This is a genomic window from Neorhizobium descurainiae (assembly GCF_051400715.1).
In the GTDB taxonomy this organism is placed as follows: Bacteria; Pseudomonadota; Alphaproteobacteria; order Rhizobiales; family Rhizobiaceae; genus Neorhizobium.
Window position 1 is genome coordinate 20,013 of record NZ_JBLFFK010000020.1, and the last position, 17,308, is coordinate 37,320.

The window sequence follows — 17,308 nt, forward strand, 5'->3', positions numbered from 1 at the left end:
GACTATCTTTAATTTTGCTCTCGCGAGCAAGAATTTTTTGCTCGCGGGAGCAATTTTTTTATTGGACTGGCCGATATTCGCGCTATCAATAAAGCGCGATCCTATCGAGGAGGATCGGGAGATGAGGATGCCGGACGGGAAAAAGCTTGAATTTGCGAACGTGACTGCGGACGATGTCGCTGCCGCTGCTGGTGTGTCGCGGTGGACGGTCAACCGTGCCTTCCGCAAGGAAGCCTCGATCTCCCGTAAAAGTCTCGAAAAGGTGATGATTGCCGCCGAGCGGCTGGGCTACGTACCAGACCTGCGTGCCGCAAGTCTGGCCTCGGACCGGTCGAACCTGATAGCGCTGCTGATCGACGACTTCGCCAACCCCCACAAACTGGTTATGATGGAATGCCTGACCCGGATCTTGCGGCGCGAGGGATGGGATATACTGCTGGTCAATACCCTGGATCGGGATGACGCCGGCCATGCTTTGTTGAATGCCAGCCAAAGACGCGTGGACGCGGTCATCCTGATCGGCTTGCAATTCGACGATGAAGTGCTTGAAACCGCGCTTCACGCGCGCCGGTTTCGCAAGCTGATCATCTTTGCTCGCAGCTCGGAGCACTCGAATACGATCTCGATCGCGGTCGATGATGTGGGGGCGATGACCGAACTCGCGAGATACGTTCATCAACGCGGATATCAACGTCCGCTTTTTGTCGCCGGACCGCAGACCTATTCGGCGCATCTCCTGCGGAAGGAAACCTTTTTCTCATACTGGACAACGCATTTCGGGGTTGAGCCGGAATTGGTGACTGTTCAGACATACGATCCAGCCTTGGCCGGCAAAGTCGTGACGGAGCGTTTGAGCAACTGTGCGCGGGAAGACCTGCCGGATGTGCTGGTATGCGAGAACGACGCCCTCGCGATGGGCGCAAGCGATGCGGTTCGGTATGCCTTGGGTCTCTCGATCCCTGGCGATATTGCCATTACCGGCTTCGATGACGTTCCCCAGGCCGACAACCCCAACTATCGCCTCACGACTTATCGTCAGCCTCTCGCAGACATGGCGGAATACCTGGTCAAAGTCCTGGCCGATCCGGATGAGCAGGACCTTAACCATCTCTTCGTCGGGAGCCTGATACGCAGAGAGAGTGCTTAGGTCCGAAGGCACTCGGTATCCTCTTTTGCAAGACCGCCTGCCTGTCGTACCGGGAGCAGTTCGACGAGCAGCCTTGTAGGCCAAGGCGTCCCAAATCATCGATACGGACCCGAATGATCCATCATCGACCTTACCGGCACCAGACACGGCAATCACTCCGCAGCCAGTGCCAGTTGTTCACGTTGAACGTAATCTTCGCTCCGGTCATCGGCCGCTCGTTCAGGCGGCTGAATGCGGAACCACGTCGCATAAAGAGCGGGCAGGAACAGCAGGATTAGAACCGTTCCGACCGCCGTACCTCCGATGAGCGTATAGGCCATGGATCCCCAGAAGACCGAATGCGTCAGGGGGATGAATGCAAGGACTGCTGCCAATGCCGTCAGGATCACGGGCCTTGTTCTTTGCACGGTCGCCTCGATGACCGCATGGTAGTCATCCAGACCAGCCGCCTGGTTCTCCTTGATCTGTTCCGTCAGGATCAAAGTGTTGCGCATAAGGATGCCGGCCAGTCCGATGAGGCCAAGGATGGCGTTGAATCCAAATGGCTGGTTGAAGATGAGCAGGACGGGAACCACGCCGGCTTGCGCCTGAATGGATGTTGCCCGGGCCGCGGCAACGGCATTGCGCTTTGCCGACAGAGCAAGGCGCAGATCGGTGTCGTCAACCCGCATCAATGGCTGCCCGGCTTTGACTTCTTCGCCGAGGCCCACAAGCCGCTCGACAATCTTTCCCGGAACTCGAAAGCCGAGATCGCTCTGCACCCGGGCAGCAACGGTACCCGTGAAGCTGCGATTGGCGGCGTCCGGGGTTCCGGCTTTTGTCACGCTGACGAGCGGAGCGAGGCTACGCGGATCTGCGGCCTCCGCTTCCTTGCGCGTCGGCGCCAACAGAAAAGTGGCGGCGACAGCGCCGACCGTGGCGAGTACGGCCACGGAGGAGAGGAGGATTTTGCGCTTCATTTTCTCTGACCCTTCTTGACGGGCGGGGTTATAGGTTTAGATTGCAACATAACTCTAAATGCATTATAGATGTCAATAGAAATCTAAAAGGAGACGATCATGAGGGTCAGTCGCGCTCAAGCGGAAGCAAACCGGGAAACGGTCATCAATGTCGCGAGCAGGCTCTTTCGCGAACGCGGCTTTGATGGCATCGGCCTTAAGGATTTGATGAAAGGCGCCGGCCTCACCCAAGGCGGGTTCTACAAGCAATTTGAGTCCAAGGACGACTTGGCGGCACTCGCCTCGCGGCGGGCGATGGAGAGCGCCACGAGGAGATGGTCCTCGGTGGCCGCTTCGAGTCCCGATCCGCTCCAGGGGGTCGTCGACCTCTATCTCTCGGCAGGACACCGTAGCGAAACAGGAGATGGGTGCCCGCTGGTGGCGCTTGGAGCCGACGCGGCCCGCCAGAGCATAGACGTCCGCAAGCCGTTTCAGGACGGCATCAAGGGACATCTGCAGGTTCTCGAGGAACTGATGCCGACGTCTGGCCATCCTGATGCCTCGCAAAAGGCAATGGCAGCGCTTTCGCTCATGGTCGGTGCAGTGACGCTTTCGCGGATCCTGACCGATGAGAAGCTGTCAGACCGCCTGCTGGAAGCAGCGGCTACCGAGGTGAAACGCATTGCAGTCTCAGAGACGGCTGATTGAGGAGCAGGGCATGCAGGTCTCGATCGTTTCAGCATTCGAATCCTGCGGGGATGCAAATTTACTACTGGAGTTGCCATGCGTCGTATCGTCGTAACCGGAATGGGGGCGGTCAGCCCACTGGCTGCCAACGTCAACAGCTCATGGACCCGCTTGCTGGCGGGCAAGTCAGGCATCCGCCGGCTACCTGACGAAGTCGTCGGCGATCTCCCCGCAAAAATCGGCGGTGTTGTCCCGTCCTTCGAAGAGGACCGCGACGGCGGCTTTGACCCCGACAGCGTTTTGGCGCCAAAGGATCAGCGCAAGGTGGACCGGTTTATCCTCTTCGCACTGGCGGCGGCGGAGGAAGCCCTTACGCAAGCCCGTTGGAAACCTGTCTCGGAAGAGGACCGCCTCAGGACGGCAACGATCATTGCGTCCGGGGTCGGAGGATTTCCGGCGATCACGGACGCGGTACGGACCGTCGACCAGAAAGGGCCGCGGCGCCTTTCGCCCTTCACCATTCCATCATTTCTGGTGAACCTCGCGGCTGGCCAGGTATCCATCCGACATGGCCTCAAGGGACCGCTCGGCGCTCCGGTGACAGCATGCGCGGCTGGCGTCCAGGCAATCGGAGACGCAGCCCGCATGATCCGGGCGAACGAGGCCGATATTGCCATCTGTGGCGGCACGGAAGCATGCATGAACACCGTTAGCCTTGGAGGCTTCGCGGCCGCGCGGGCTCTCTCGACCGGCTTCAACGACACCCCTGCCTTGGCGTCGCGGCCTTTCGACATGCTCCGTGACGGCTTCGTGATGGGAGAAGGTGCAGGCATCTTGGTGATCGAGTCCTTGAGCCATGCGCTGGCTCGCGGGGCCGAGCCGCTCGCTGAACTGGTGGGCTATGGAACAACGGCGGACGCGCACCACGTCACCTCCGGCCCCGAGGACGGATCCGGCGCCGCAAGAGCGATGCAAATTGCCATCAAGCAGGCTGGCATTTCTCCGCATGAGATTCAGCACCTCAACGCGCACGCCACGTCGACCCCTCTCGGCGATCGCGGTGAAATCGAAGCCATCAAGAAAGTATTCGGTTCGACAGCAGGGATAGCAGTCAGCGGTACGAAGTCCGCGACGGGACACCTTCTCGGCGCCGCAGGTGGGCTGGAAGCAATCTTCTCGATCCTCGCCCTCAGAGATCAGACGGCTCCACCGACGCTGAACCTGAATGCCCCAGATCCCGCCGGCGACGGGATCGACTTCGTTGTGAACAAGGCCCGGCCGATGCAGATGGACTATGCAATTACGAACGGATTTGGGTTCGGGGGCGTGAATGCGAGTGCCCTGTTTCGTCGTTGGACCGAATGACCGGCCCGCCCGTCGTGTTTCAACGATCGAAACCCCAAACGTCCGGATTTCGTGCGAAATACTCACTCAGCATTTCGGTGAGCACCCGCACCTTTCGCGTGGGATGCTGACCCGGCGGGCGTACGACATACGCGGCCCCCGGAGGCACCGGATAGCGTGTCATGATCGGAACCAATGCGCCGGAGGTCACATATTCATATGTGATGCAATCGGGAAGCCAGGCGATGCCGAGACCTGCCGCCGCCGCGGCGGCAAGCGCCGTGGCGCTGTCGGCCTTGAACCGGCCCTGCGGCTGGACCGTGACGATCTTGTCGCCATCCATGAACTGCCAGGCTTCCGTTCCCTGCATGAGCGCCTGATGGGTGACGAGTTCGTCCAGCGTTTCGGGTGATCCGTGCGCTTCGATATAATCCGGGCTGGCGACAAGCTTTCCATGGATCGGCCCGACGCGCTTCGCGATCAGGTTGGAGTCCTGAAGGTAGGCGCCCCGGATCGCGCAATCGAAACCCTCTGCGATGAGATCGACGAAGCGATCGCTGTAGGAGGTATGAATGTGAAGCTGCGGGTGCTGGCGCGCCATGTCCGCGAGCACCGGGGCGAAGTGGGTTGGGCCGAAAGTAAGCGGCATGGCAACCCTCAGACGGCCGCGCAGCTCACCGGTCGGGAGGATCGTTTCCCTGGCGGTGTCGATCTCGGCGCTGGCTCTGGCCGCATGGTCCCTGAACGTGATCCCCGCTTCCGTGAGCGCGGCACCGCGGGTCGTCCGCGCAAGCAACTGAACGCCAAGCTCTGCTTCAACCCGAAAGAGCCTCCGGCTGACGATCGACTTGGAGACGCCAAGCCGGCGCGCGGCGGCCGATACGCCCCCGGCATCGGCCACTGCGACGAATGTCTGTAGGTCTTCGATGTCCATTCCGGCGTTCCTCATTTCGCGACACAGCTTGCCCGACTATGACACTACCGCATCACCAGAGGGAACGGCAAATTGCGTCCCGGCAACGTCGCCCCCTGGCGCATGTCCCCCGTGAACCCACCGCCGTCCATAGCGGCAGAGAAAGGAAGTCTTGATGACCCCTCGTAACGGCCTCGATTCGCTTCTTCGTCCCGAAGATTCGGTCCTCGTTCTGATCGATCACCAGCCTTATCAGCTCGCAAACCTGAACAGCCACGATCCGCAAGCTGTGGTCAACCTCACGACCGCGCTGGCGAAGCTGGCAAAAGCCTTCAACGTTCCGACCATTCTCACCAGCGTGATCGCGGCGCGCGGTGGGCTTCTCTTCAAGCAGATCACCGACGTATTTCCGGATCAGGAAGTCATCGATCGCACCTGGGTGAACACCTGGCAGGACGAGAATGTGGTGAACGTCGTCAAGGCGACTGGCCGCAAGCAACTGATCATCGCCGGCCTGTGGACCGAGGTCTGCGTCGCAATGCCTGTCATCCAGGCCGCCGGCGAAGGCTGGGACGTGACCGTGATCACCGACGCGTCGGGCGGGATTTCGAAGGAGTCTCACGAAGTTGCCATTCAGCGAATGATCGCGGCCGGCGCGAACGTGATGACCGTGATGGCGCTCGCTGGCGAATGGCAGCGCGATTGGGCGCGCACCGAGCATGTCGAGGAGCTGACCGAGATTCTCATCCAGCACTTCGGCGGCAGCGGCATCGCGTATCTTTGGGAGCAGCAGCTTCTCAACACGCCAGTAGCTGGCTGATTCCGGCCGGGATGGCCAGCATTTCGGTGAGGGTCGGAAGCGATCCGTTTGCAGGCCCTCGCCGCCCTCACCTCACAGGGAAGCCTTCTGCCGCAACAGACCCGTTCATGTGCGGCGACTGCGTGTGATCCACCCGCCGCCTTTTGAACAACTCGCGGATACTCCTCCATGCCTCCCACCTTCACCCTCGGCCTGCCGCTCAGCCGCCGCGACGTTCTGATCTCGGCCTCGGCGCTTGCCGCAAGCTTCGCCTTTCCGCCGGGCCCCGCGTATGCCGCGGGGCCTGCGATCCACAATATTCCGGAAGGAGAACACACCATGGGCTTTGTCACGACCGACGACGGCGTACAGATTTTCTACAAGGACTGGGGGCCCAAGGACGCCCAGCCCATCGTTTTTCACCATGGCTGGCCGCTCAGTTCCGACGACTGGGACGCGCAGATGCTTTTCTTCCTGTCGAAGGGCTATCGGGTCGTCGCGCATGATCGGCGCGGCCACGGACGCTCGGAGCAGGTCGCCAACGGTCACGACATTAATCACTACGCAGCCGACGCCTTTGCCGTCGTCAAGGCGCTGGACCTGAAGAACGCGGTTCACATCGGCCATTCCACCGGTGGCGGCGAAGTCGCGCGCTATGTGGCGCGACATGGCGAACCTGCGGGCCGGGTGGCCAAGGCCGTCCTCGTCGCCGCCATTCCGCCGCTGATGCTGAAGACCGGCGACAACCCCGAGGGCACGCCGATGGAGATGTTCGACGATTTTCGGACGGCGCTGGCCGGCAATCGCGCGCAGTTCTTCCGCGACGTCCCGGCGGGCCCGTTCTACGGCTTCAATCGCGAGGGCGCGACGGTCCATGAAGGCGTGATCCAGAACTGGTGGCGGCAGGGCATGACGGGTAGCGCCAAGGCGCATTATGACGGCATCAAGGCCTTTTCGGAAACCGACCAGACCGAGGACCTGAAGGCGATCGCCGTGCCGACGCTGGTGCTGCACGGCGAGGACGACCAGGTCGTTCCGATCGCCGCCTCGGCTTTGAAGGCGGTCAAGCTGCTGCCGAACGGCACGCTGAAGACCTATCCCGGTTTCTCTCATGGCATGCTGACGGTGAACGCCGGTGTGCTGAACGCCGACCTTCTGGAGTTCGTCACCGGGTAAGGGGCTCGCGGGACGGGGCGCCCTGCCCTGTCCGGCAGTCGCCCGCCGTTGGCCCGAAGTCCTGAGCAGTGCTGTAGACCCGGGCTGGTGCCGGCAAAGCGGCTCACGCCAGATCCTCGACGTGAGCCGCTGCCACCGGAGGATCATCTCATAGGAAACCGGAGCGTCCAAACTTATAGCGATAGGGCGCTCCCGGTTTGCGTGCTAATCCGGCACATGATGTCGATGATCGAGACAGTATTGGATGACGTCCGCTTCGATATCGATACAGATCGTCCGGTATTCCCCGATCAGGGCCGTGTCGGAATTGGATTGGTCGGCTTCGAGCTTGTCGAGCATCGCGCAGGCCTCCTCGTATGCTTCGCAAAGTTCGGCAAGGGAGGACGATCGCGCTGCGAGGATCTGCAGCCTGCCCCGGACGGTTGGCAGTCTCAGCATCAGCTTCAGCAATCCACGCTGCCCGGCCTCGCCTGATGCTTCTCCGCTGTTGTTTCGCCCGGGCACCGGCGGCCTCCTGGGTGTTCATCGGAAACAAACTTATCTTCCGGCCGCGTCGGGGGAAGTACGCAACAGTTACAGAATGCCGCGATCCATTCCAACGCACCTCGATCCTCTGCGGGTTGACCGGAGAGGATGCTTGCTGGTGCGTGCTCCCGACCTGATTTCGTTGGTCCACCATCGTCAGCGGTCAGCAGATTTGCTCTTAAGCGACGGCATCCACGAGGGTGGCTTCACCATCAGTTACCGTTGCGTACTTACAATTTACGCCTGTCAAAGACACCCTTCCCCTCGTCAGACCAATTCCAGCGAAGATGTCTGCGCGTCCGGCTGCTCATTCGTGCCTCCAACCCCGTATCTGAGCTCAGTTCTGTCGATCGAGGAGCGCTCAAATGGACACACGATGCAAATCTCGCATCGCCACGGTGGGAGCGGCACTGCTCGTGTCCGGAAGCCTCCTGGCGCAGGACGGCGAAGAGGCGGATGTTCGGATCGAGCCGGATGCCGTGGACGCGTTGAGAAGAATGGGCGACCATCTCCAGTCCTTGCAGAGCTTCACAATCGAGGCGGAAGTATCGGCGGAGGTGGTTCTCGACACCGAACAAAAAGTCGAAATCGGAAGCGAAGTCACATACGAAGTGAGGCGACCGGACAAACTCAGAATGGATCTGACCACGGACGTGGTCGATGGCGAACTCATCTACGACGGCCGGAACGTGATCTATGCCTGGCCGCACGACAATGTCTTTGCCATCCTGCCCGCCCCCTCGACGATCAAGGAAATTCTCGATGAGATCGCGCAAAAATACCAGCTCACCTTTCCGCTTGCCGATCTGTTCGCATGGAGCACGCCCGACGCTTCATTCGCGCTGATAACGGAAGGTTTCTTCGTGGGGCCTGCCTATGTGGACGGCAAGCTTACCGGCCATTGGGCATTTCGCAGTCCCGACCAGGATGCCGAGTTCTGGATTGCCGCCGAAGGCAGTCCCTTGCCCCTGAAGGTCTCCCTCGTCGACGTTGACAACCTCGCGCGTCCGAGAGTCACGGCCAAAATTGAGTGGGAAGAGAACCCGATATTGCCGCCGGAAACGTTCGAATTCAGCGCACCTGAAGGGGCGGGCAGGATTTGGCTCCCCCAGAAGGTGAGTGAAAAATGAGGGATGGTCGCTTCGCGCTGTGCAATCTTGTCCGCCGCCGCAGACGGACGGCCCGCCCGTATCAAAATTTCACAAGCAAGCCGAGCATCGGCCCCTGTTCAACGACGTCGAATTCAAAGCCGTCATTGTTATAGTCGACACCCAGCGCCCGGTAGCCGACCGTCGCGGAAATCCTGTCATTGAATTTGTAGCCGATGGCTGCAGCAACGTCCCAATCGAGATCCGCGCCGCCGCCGCCCACCAGACCCCACGCGCTCAGGAAGACGTTCGGCGTTATCGCGTGGACACCCCTTACCCCTACAAGCGCATCGACCCATGTGGCGCCGTCACTTTCCTCGACACCGTCCAGAATGCCGCCGCTCAGCGAAATCGTCGTATCCGCCGACCAGACGCGGACGCCGCCAACGACGTCGAGATAGCCGCTTTCATTCCGAAGAACCGAGTAGCCCACGCCCAGGAGGCCTGCGAACGTTTTGCTGTCGACCTCGGCTTCGTCGGCCAGAATGCCCCGGGGCGTCGCCGCGTTACCGGAAAGATCGGTATATATAATGTCCGCGAAAACGCTGTAGGGACCGTTCCGGGCTTCGCCCATCGCCATGGCAGCAAAGTCGAGATGGTCCCAGATATCGCCGAAAGAGGCGTCCGCGTGAACGGTGGGCAGACCGAAAACACCGAGATCGCCGGTCAGGCCCGCCGCCCAGAAATAGGGTGCGAATGTCAGCGTCCAGCCGCTTTCAGTCTCCACCTGCTTCGCATCGGGCGTGATCATCAATGAGGGATCCGCGGCAAGAGCCGTCTGGCTCCACAGGCATAGACCCAAGCCGGCGATGGCTGGCGAGATGCGCTGCGTCATAGCAACCTCCATGATTCGACATCTACGGAGCCCCGTTCAACTATGAAGAACCTGCCGGATGGCGTCAATTCGGAGCTCGATGGCCTGAATTTCCGGCAGATGAAGAACGAGCCAACTCTGGCGGCACGGCAACACTATAGTGCCCGCAAGGAACGGCAAGTCGCAACAGACGATAAGCCTCAAGGCACATGTTCGTACATGTTCGCACGTTTCACCGACCGGAAACTGGCACGATACTCATTCTCTCGACTGGACGATCCGATCCCGATGTCGGCGCACGATGAAACGCAAGGCCTCGGCATCGGAACATGGCTCGGGAGTTCAAAGCAATGCCAGACCTACTCAGTTCTATCGGCCGCATCCTGAGCATGGCACTTGCCCTGTCATTGGCTGCGACTGCCTTTCCGGTCTCACTACCTGAAGCAAAGGCGCAGAACGCTTCTGAGAGCCAATCGGGAGCAGACGGCCAGACCGCGCCGGACCTCCTGACGGAAGAGGAGCTCGAAGTGCTTGTTGCGCGCATAGCGCTCTATCCGGACGAGCTCGTCGCCGTCATCACCTCCGCGTCGATCTTTCCGCTGCAGATTGTGCAAGCCGAGCGCTTCCTTGAGCAATCGAAGACGACCAAGGACCTGAAGCCGAGCGACGACTGGGACGGCAGCGTCATTTCGTTGCTGAACTATCCGCAGGTCGTCAAGATGATGAGCGACGACCTGGAATGGACGCAGGGGCTTGGCAGTGCCCTGACCTACCAGCAGAAGGATGTGCTGATCGCCATCCAGACGCTGCGCGACAAGGCAGTTGCGAATAATGTCATCAAGAGCGACGACAAGATTACGGTGGTGAACGAGGGCGACAACGTCCTGATCAAATCCAAGGATCCCGAAAAGGTCTACGTGCCGCAATATGAGCCTCAGATGCTCTATGAGCCGACCTATACGCCGGCGCCGATCACCTACTATCCCGACCCATATCCCAACTACTACTATCCGACGGCTCCGTTCTTTGCTGCAGCCGTGACCGGAGCAATCTGGGCATCGGTGGTGGATTGGGACGATTGGGGCGTTTGGAGCGGCGATTGGGATGGCGCCGACATCGACATTAACTGCGATCATTGCTTCAACGACCGCGACTTCGATCGAGGCAACCTGAAGTTCAACGATATCGACTGGAGGAACGTCGACCGCTCCAAGATCAATTTCGACAAGAACCAGTTCAGCAGGATCGACCAAAACGCGATACGGAATGAGTTCAAGTCGAACCGCAGCAACAATATCGCGGCCAAAGCCAAAGATATCGGCCGGGACCGCGGCGCCGCGATCGCCCATCATCCCAAAGTCACGGCCACCGATATCCGCAAGAGCAAGATCGATGCCGACCGGATACGCAATCGCTCCGGCGCGGCCAACCAAAGATCGCGCCCGGCGGGACAGACGGCGGTCTCCCGCCGGTCGAATGCCGCAACTGCGCATGTCGGCAGCCGCGATGTCAAACACGCAACTCGGCGTGCCACGCAGCCGAGGCCGGGTGCGCATGTGCAGCACCGCCCGAGCCGGCAGCACTCCGTTCTCGGAAGCCCCGGAAACCGTCATCTCACGCATATGTCGTCCAACCGCGGCCGGCACTCCATGGGAGGCGGCCATCGTGGCGGCGGGCACAAGTTTGTCAGACACGGTGGCGGACGTCGTCGCTAATCCCCGCTTGGAGGAGAACATGACGATGAAGACAGGTTACAGGAACATTCTTCACACGTTGACCTGCGCCGCGGTGATCAGCGCCGCGATGCCGGTCCCCGCCGTCCACTCCCAGGACGCGGGCGAGGAGATGGCGATCTCGGCATTCGCCTCCCCGGAGGAACCGCCGACCTTCTCCTCGCCCGAAGAGGCAGTTGCCGCCTTCAGATCGACCGTCGAGGAAGGCGATGTCGATAAGCTCGCAGCCCTGCTCGGCTTGGATGTCGCCAAGACCAGGGCCGCTGACGGCGTCATGGATGCCTATGCTGAAATCCAGGCCGGTTTGAAGGAGAAGCTGGACGTTGAGGATGTGAATGGGCGCAAGGTGCTGGAGATCGGCAGCGAACGCTGGCCTTTCCCCTTCCCGGTGTCCAGGGGCGATGACGGCAGGTGGGCCTTCGATACCTATGTCGGGCTCGAAGAAGTCGCCAATCGCAAGGTCGGCGCAAACGAGCTATCGACTATCCAGACCATGCAGGACTACGTGGCTGCGCAGGAACAATATGCCCTCGCCGATCACGATGGGGACGGCGTTCTCGAATATGCGCCGAAGCTCATCAGCACACCCGGCGAGCAGGACGGTCTGTACTGGCCGGCAGACGCTTTCGGCGGAGAGGAAAGTCCAGGCGGCGCGGCACTTTCGGATGGAGACGCGCTGCAATCCGCCAGGGCGGGAGAAGGCTTCAACGGTTATCGCTATCGAATACTGACGCGCCAGGGAGACGTGATCGCCGGGGGAGCTCATGACTACGTCATCAACGGCAACATGATTGCCGGGTTCGGCCTCGTGGCCTGGCCGGTCCATTATGGCGTGACCGGCGTGAGGACTTTCGTCGTCAACAAGAGCGGCATCATATACGAAGCCGATCTTGGCGAGCAGACGGCGGACATTGCGTCGAAGATCGAAACCTTCAATCCGAACGATGATTGGCAGGTGGTTGATGATTGATGCAAGCCATCTTTCCCGAGCGGTTCAAACGTCGAGAAACGCCGCGGTGGTGACGGTATTGGCGCTCGCCGGCGCGGTCGCATGCCCGGAGGAGACGCCGGCGCAAGACTCCTCCGGGTCCGACCTTGCCAAACAGCTGTCCAATCCGGTCGCCTCCTTGATCGGCTTGCCGTTCCAATTCGCGCCACCGTCACGTTCCTGTTCCTCAAACGGCGAACTGCCGGAAGGTCGGCAGGTTCCGCCGGGGCTATCCGCTGGGAATTTCGCATTTGATCGACGGCGCCTTGAACGGCAATACGGCCAAAGATCCGCCTGATGCATCCGCCTTCGCATTCTGGCCAACGGCCGAGGGATGAAACCACGCCGTCATCGCAACGAGGGCGAATACCGCAAATGCAATGGCGACAGCTTTACGTACGATGGCTGGAGAGTAAAAGCGATTGAACCTCGCGGCTCCCGCCGGGAGTGAAGCCGCGTGCTGATAATCTACCCCGACCCACTCGATCACCGGCACGTATTGCCCCTTCGGGATGGAAATTCGAAGCGGATTGCCGCGCCCGGCTGAAACGTAATAGCTGGCGAGGTCATGACGCAGACGCCGGGCCTCCAGGCGCACAACAGGGTCTGTCTGGGGATCGAAGCTTTCGTCCCGCCCAAAGACGATCGTCGCAATCGTATACCCCTTGAGACCACGATCACGGCCTGCGAGAAATTCGTGAACAATGTACTGCAGGAATTTCCTGCGTCGCGGCGTGCCTTTGAATTCCCTGCTTTCCAGAACGCGGTTGAGTTCGGCGAGAGCCAATTCCGGCGTCACGATAAAATCATGTGGCGCGTGAATCTGCTCCTTCTGTTCAAACGCTGACATCACGATCTCCCGCATACGTGCCAAAAAGACAGCCGGCAAGGCGACGAAGTGTTGATCTGGTCATAGACCTTGGAGCCCATCTCTCCATCGAGCCGAAGACAATTGCGATCGCTGTCACGTCCGTGGCCTCACCTTGGAGGCGGCTCGTTCATCCGGCCGGAGTCGAGCAGAAGCTCCGGCGAGAGGTAAGTACACAACGGTAAATGCCCCCGCCGCGAACGTAAGTTTACGCCCGTTTACCGTTGCGTTCGCGCGCCCATGGCTTCCAGTGTTTGCCCCGGTCCGAGAGGCCACAGTCAGGCCGGATTCACACAGACGGCCAAATCCATACTGCCGGGCAGATGACCACTGCCGGTTTACGTAAACGATCCCGACATTTACCGTTGCGTACTTCCGCTGGCCCGTTGCAATCGCAAACATGACCGCCTCACGAACCGGAGGCGACCAATGGCATTGGCATTCGACGGTGCTGACTGCGAGGATACGACACCCGCAGGGATGATCTGGGTTCCCGGCAGGGTCTTCATGATGGGATCCGCCGATCACTATCCTGAGGAAGCTCCGGTTCATTCCGTGAAGGTCGACGGCTTCTGGATCGACGAGACCCCCGTCACGAACCGCGAGTTCCGCAAATTCGTCAATGCGACCGGCTACGTCACGCTTGCGGAGCGCAAGCCGCGAGCCGAGGACTATCCCGGCGCCCTGCCGCAAATGCTCAAGGCCGGCTCGCTGGTGTTTACACCACCCAGACTGGCCGTCGATCTGCGCGATTGGACGCAGTGGTGGCGGTTCAAGTTCGGAGCCAACTGGCGCCGCCCCCATGGTCCTCGTTCTTCGATCAGCGGGCTGGACGATCATCCGGTGGTGCACGTCGCCTATGAGGACGCCGAGGCCTACGCAAGATGGGCAGGGAAGGACCTGCCCACCGAGGCTGAATGGGAATTCGCCGCGCGCGGCGGGCTTGACGGCGCCGAATATGCATGGGGCGACGTCTTCATGCCCGACGGCAAACCGATGGCCAACATCTGGCAGGGTGCCTTCCCCCATCAGAATACGAAAGAGGACGGATACGATCGGACCTCGCCGGTGCGCGCTTTTCCGGCAAATGGCTATGGGCTCCATGACATGATCGGCAATGTCTGGGAGTGGACGTCCGACTTCTATGCGGCGCGGCATCCGGCGGACGCGGCGAAGCCATGCTGCATACCCGTCAATCCCCGGAATATGCGGTCCGAAGAAAGCATCGATCCGTGCCAGGCGGGGATCCGCATCCCCCGCCGCGTCTTGAAGGGCGGATCTCATCTCTGCGCGCCGAGCTATTGCCGGCGGTACCGCCCGGCGGCGCGACATGCCCAGCCGATCGACAGTTCGGCGAGCCATGTCGGCTTTCGCTGCATAGTCCGGAAGGGAGTGCAGACATGAGCAACGGCCAGCCTTCACGGTTCCAGTTGGCGCTGACCTGGCTCGCCCTCGGCATCACTGCGCTGCTGCTTCTGCTCGGCGTGTCCATTCACGGCTTTTCGGCTGACGTTCATCAACGCTTCTGGGCCGATATTTTCGGCCGAGTGGGTGGGCCGATGAGTTTCCGCTTTTTCCTGCAACCGGCAATGGCGCTGCTCGCCGCCGTTCCGGACGGCCTGGCGGACGCGCGGCACGGGCATTCCTTCTTCCTCTGGACGAACAGGGGAGATCCGACTGCGCGTCACGGCCGGCTGCGGCAAGGGCTTATCTCCACCGCGCGCGTGGTGCTGCTGGGGATCAGCATGGATGTCATCTACCAGCTCAGGATGTTCGACCGTTTCTATCCGGCAGAGGCGGTGATGATGGCGATCCTGCTCGCGATCATTCCCTATTTCGCCTTCCGCTGGATCATCGAGCGCGTCGCCGGCTGGTGGTTCGCCCGCAAACCCACTGCGTAGAACGAGTGAGCGACATGACCAAACCACCGAAAGCAATCCCTGAAAGGCCCGCGAGGCTGCCGGAAACCCCCGTGCCGCCGGTCCCGAAAGTCGACGAGTCGAAATCGGACATCGCGTCGGTACAATATTCGGCTTACAGGACCGGTCTCTCCAACCACCGGACGGGCCTGTCGGAACACCGCACCTCGCTGTCGGAATACAGGACCGACCTTTCCACGCATCGCACCGACCTTTCGACCGACCGCACCGAAATGTCGATGCGCCGGACCGGCATGTCGTTCCAGCGCACGCGCATGAGCGCCGACCGCACGCTGATGTCCGTGATCCGCACGTCGCTGTCGTTGATCTCCTTCGGCTTCACCATCTTCCAGTTCTTCGAGAGGATGCGCGACGCCGGCACCATCACGCATGCGGCCGCCCCGCGCAACTTCGGCGCCACGCTGGTCCTTCTGGGCATCGTGATGCTGGTCGTCGGCATCGTCTATCACGTCCAGTTCATGCTCGGCCTGCGCCACGAGCGCCAGGCGATGCACCAGGAAGGCCTTGTTCACGCGGAGAGCAGATTTCCACCTTCGATGACGCTGATCACCGCCGTCCTGCTGCTGATCATCGGGGTGATCGTCATCCTCAGCATGGTGTTCCGGGCCGGCCCGTTCGGATGAACTGGGACGGTAACCAAGCATAGCGAGCAGGCGAGCACGCCATCCTCGGCTGTCTTCACACTACCGGCCAACGATCATCAAATAAGGAGTTAGCGACATGGCCAATACAGATAAGCCAAACATTCTCGTCATTTTCGGAGATGACATCGGGATGTGGAATGTCGGCGTCTACGCCAACGGCATGATGGGCCACACGCCCAACATCGATCGCATCGGACGCGAAGGCGTTGTCTTTACCGATCACTACGGCCAGGCGAGTTGCACGGCGGGCCGCGCAGCTTTCATCATGGGGCAGGTGCCGGTCCGTACCGGCATGACGACGATTGGCATTCCGGGCTCGCCTCGCGGCATTCAGAAAGAGGACCCGACGCTCGCCGAAGTTCTGAAAACACAGGGCTATGCGACCGGACAATTCGGCAAGAACCATCTCGGCGACCGCAACGAGTTCCTGCCGACCGTGCACGGGTTCGACGAATGGTTCGGCAACCTCTATCACCTCAATGCAGAAGAAGAACCAGAAGAGCTCGATTATCCCGGTCAGAAGAACCCCGAATACCTCAAGAAATATGGCCCCCGCGGCGTGCTGCATGCCTGGGCAACAGACGAGGATGATGAGACCACGGACCCCGTCTTCGGCCGCGTCGGCAAGCAGAGGATCGAAAACACCGGCATGCTCACGCGCAAGCGCATGGAGACCTTCGATTCGGAGGTACTTGAGCATACGCTTGACTGGCTCGACCGCAACGGCAAGGGCGACAAGCCCTTCTTCTGCTGGTTCAACACGACTGCCATCCACATCTGGTCGCATCCGCAAAAGAAGTACGTGCAGATGGCGGTGGACGAAGGGCGCGCCGAAGAGGACGTCGTGCGCGCGAAAATGCTGGAGCACGATGAACAGATCGGAATGCTTCTGAAGAAGCTCGAAGACCTCGGGGTCGCCGACAACACCATCGTCGTCTACACCACCGACAACGGCAACGAGCTCTTGTTTTGGCCGGACGGCGGCTATGCGCCGTTCCGCGGTGAAAAGGGAACGAGCTGGGAGGGAGGACTACGGGTTCCCTGCCTCGTGCGCTGGCCTGCGAAAATACCCGCTCATTCCATCTCCAACGGGATCCAGAGCCATGAGGACCTTTTCGTCACGCTTGCCGCCGCCGCCGGCTTGCCGGACCTCAAGGACAAGCTGCTTACGGGCCATAAGATGAACGGCACGACCTACAAGGTCCATCTCGACGGCTACAACAACCTCGATCACTGGACCGGCGGCTCGAAGAAATCGGCCCGGCGCGAATTCTTCTACTACGACGAGACGGACCTGATGGCCGTGCGCGTCGACAGCTGGAAGATGCATATCGGCCTGAAGCCGGAGGGCAGCTGGTGGAACGAGAAATACTACCCGAACGTCCCCTATGTCTTCAACCTGCTGATGGATCCGATGGAAAAGATCGATCCGGAATCCCACGAGTGGGGCTATGCCGGCCGCAAGTTCTTCGCGCAGAAGATGTGGGCGCCAACCGCTGCACAGCCGTTCATCCGCAGCCACCTGAAGAGTTTGATGGACTATCCACCGCGACAGGGCGCCGACACGCTCAGCCTCCACAAGGCCCTCGAAGCGGCAATGGCAAAGATGGAAGCTGCCCACACTTCGAACAACTGAGGACCTCG

17 protein-coding genes and 3 pseudogenes are annotated in these 17,308 nt (G+C 60.7%); 14 read left to right on the forward strand and 6 right to left on the reverse strand.

Translation table 11 applies throughout. The features are described 5' to 3' along the window. The first annotated feature begins 127 nt into the window (after positions 1 to 127). Positions 128 to 1,147 (forward strand): substrate-binding domain-containing protein, encoded by a 1,020-nt coding sequence (locus ACMGE0_RS25985; RefSeq protein ID WP_436818786.1) that lies wholly within the window; start codon positions 128 to 130, stop codon positions 1,145 to 1,147. Between the two features lie 152 nt (positions 1,148 to 1,299). Here ACMGE0_RS25985 and ACMGE0_RS25990 read toward each other — a convergent pair. Then, positions 1,300 to 1,728 (reverse strand): annotated as a pseudogene (locus ACMGE0_RS25990) (efflux RND transporter permease subunit); the annotation flags it as partial. Further along, positions 1,726 to 2,106 (reverse strand): annotated as a pseudogene (locus ACMGE0_RS25995) (efflux RND transporter periplasmic adaptor subunit); the annotation flags it as partial. The pseudogenes ACMGE0_RS25990 and ACMGE0_RS25995, both read right to left, overlap by 3 nt. Before the next feature lie 99 nt (positions 2,107 to 2,205). Between ACMGE0_RS25995 and ACMGE0_RS26000 the strand changes: the two are divergent. Further along, entirely contained in the window at positions 2,206 to 2,793 is a 588-nt protein-coding gene (locus ACMGE0_RS26000; protein ID WP_436818787.1) for a TetR family transcriptional regulator, read from the forward strand. A gap of 75 nt (positions 2,794 to 2,868) precedes the next feature. Then, on the forward strand, positions 2,869 to 4,137 hold the full coding sequence (fabF, locus tag ACMGE0_RS26005; RefSeq protein WP_436818788.1) for a beta-ketoacyl-ACP synthase II: 1,269 nt from the start codon (positions 2,869 to 2,871) through the stop codon (positions 4,135 to 4,137). Positions 4,138 to 4,156: 19 nt separating this feature from the next. Here the strand turns inward: fabF and ACMGE0_RS26010 are convergent, their stop codons facing one another. Beyond that, positions 4,157 to 5,050, reverse strand: coding sequence for a LysR family transcriptional regulator (locus tag ACMGE0_RS26010; protein ID WP_436818789.1), 894 nt, complete (start codon positions 5,048 to 5,050; stop codon positions 4,157 to 4,159). A gap of 154 nt (positions 5,051 to 5,204) precedes the next feature. Between ACMGE0_RS26010 and ACMGE0_RS26015 the strand changes: the two genes are divergently transcribed. Beyond that, positions 5,205 to 5,849, forward strand: coding sequence for a hydrolase (locus ACMGE0_RS26015; RefSeq protein ID WP_436818790.1), 645 nt, complete (start codon positions 5,205 to 5,207; stop codon positions 5,847 to 5,849). 318 nt (positions 5,850 to 6,167) lie between these two features. Continuing rightward, complete coding sequence (locus ACMGE0_RS26020; RefSeq protein ID WP_436818890.1) at positions 6,168 to 7,004, forward strand: alpha/beta fold hydrolase; 837 nt, start codon at positions 6,168 to 6,170, stop codon at positions 7,002 to 7,004. A 204-nt stretch (positions 7,005 to 7,208) separates the two neighbouring features. On the opposite strand, the gene ACMGE0_RS26025 is transcribed toward ACMGE0_RS26020, so the two are convergent. Further along, positions 7,209 to 7,508 (reverse strand): hypothetical protein, encoded by a 300-nt coding sequence (locus tag ACMGE0_RS26025; protein ID WP_436818121.1) that lies wholly within the window; start codon positions 7,506 to 7,508, stop codon positions 7,209 to 7,211. A gap of 419 nt (positions 7,509 to 7,927) precedes the next feature. Here ACMGE0_RS26025 and ACMGE0_RS26030 point away from each other — a divergent pair, with 419 nt between their 5' ends. After that, positions 7,928 to 8,659, forward strand: coding sequence for a DUF2092 domain-containing protein (locus ACMGE0_RS26030; RefSeq protein ID WP_436818791.1), 732 nt, complete (start codon positions 7,928 to 7,930; stop codon positions 8,657 to 8,659). 61 nt (positions 8,660 to 8,720) lie between these two features. Here ACMGE0_RS26030 and ACMGE0_RS26035 read toward each other — a convergent pair whose 3' ends face one another. Further along, a complete protein-coding gene (locus ACMGE0_RS26035; protein WP_436818792.1) occupies positions 8,721 to 9,512 on the reverse strand; it encodes a hypothetical protein in 792 nt (263 codons plus the stop codon). A 42-nt stretch (positions 9,513 to 9,554) separates the two neighbouring features. On the opposite strand from ACMGE0_RS26035, the gene ACMGE0_RS26040 reads away from it, so the two are divergent. The 4 genes and pseudogenes from ACMGE0_RS26040 to ACMGE0_RS26055 all read left to right on the forward strand — a co-directional run. Beyond that, positions 9,555 to 9,878, forward strand: coding sequence for a hypothetical protein (locus ACMGE0_RS26040; RefSeq protein ID WP_436818793.1), 324 nt, complete (start codon positions 9,555 to 9,557; stop codon positions 9,876 to 9,878). Beyond that, positions 9,842 to 11,206, forward strand: coding sequence for a DUF3300 domain-containing protein (locus ACMGE0_RS26045; protein ID WP_436818794.1), 1,365 nt, complete (start codon positions 9,842 to 9,844; stop codon positions 11,204 to 11,206). Before ACMGE0_RS26040 ends, ACMGE0_RS26045 begins: the two co-directional genes overlap by 37 nt. A 25-nt stretch (positions 11,207 to 11,231) precedes the next feature. Then, entirely contained in the window at positions 11,232 to 12,194 is a 963-nt protein-coding gene (locus ACMGE0_RS26050) for a DUF2950 family protein (RefSeq protein WP_436818891.1), read from the forward strand. Continuing rightward, positions 12,187 to 12,372 (forward strand): annotated as a pseudogene (locus ACMGE0_RS26055) (hypothetical protein); the annotation flags it as partial. The gene ACMGE0_RS26050 and the pseudogene ACMGE0_RS26055, both read left to right, overlap by 8 nt. A gap of 69 nt (positions 12,373 to 12,441) precedes the next feature. On the opposite strand, the gene ACMGE0_RS26060 reads toward ACMGE0_RS26055, so the two are convergent. Beyond that, positions 12,442 to 13,062, reverse strand: coding sequence for a hypothetical protein (locus ACMGE0_RS26060; RefSeq protein ID WP_436818795.1), 621 nt, complete (start codon positions 13,060 to 13,062; stop codon positions 12,442 to 12,444). A gap of 447 nt (positions 13,063 to 13,509) precedes the next feature. Here ACMGE0_RS26060 and ACMGE0_RS26065 point away from each other — a divergent pair, with 447 nt between their 5' ends. The 4 genes from ACMGE0_RS26065 to ACMGE0_RS26080 all read left to right on the forward strand — a co-directional run bounded on the left by ACMGE0_RS26065 (position 13,510) and on the right by ACMGE0_RS26080 (position 17,300). Then, entirely contained in the window at positions 13,510 to 14,484 is a 975-nt protein-coding gene (locus tag ACMGE0_RS26065) for a formylglycine-generating enzyme family protein (RefSeq protein ID WP_436818796.1), read from the forward strand. After that, positions 14,481 to 14,981, forward strand: a complete 501-nt coding sequence (locus tag ACMGE0_RS26070) for a hypothetical protein (protein WP_436818797.1) — start codon at positions 14,481 to 14,483, stop codon at positions 14,979 to 14,981. The genes ACMGE0_RS26065 and ACMGE0_RS26070 overlap by 4 nt, the downstream gene beginning before the upstream one ends. Positions 14,982 to 14,995: 14 nt before the next feature. Continuing rightward, entirely contained in the window at positions 14,996 to 15,643 is a 648-nt protein-coding gene (locus ACMGE0_RS26075) for a YidH family protein (RefSeq protein WP_436818798.1), read from the forward strand. A 97-nt stretch (positions 15,644 to 15,740) separates the two neighbouring features. Continuing rightward, positions 15,741 to 17,300 carry an arylsulfatase gene (locus ACMGE0_RS26080; protein ID WP_436818799.1) on the forward strand — a complete coding sequence of 520 codons (1,560 nt, stop codon included), beginning with the start codon at positions 15,741 to 15,743 and terminating at the stop codon, positions 17,298 to 17,300. The last annotated feature ends 8 nt before the right edge of the window (positions 17,301 to 17,308 follow it).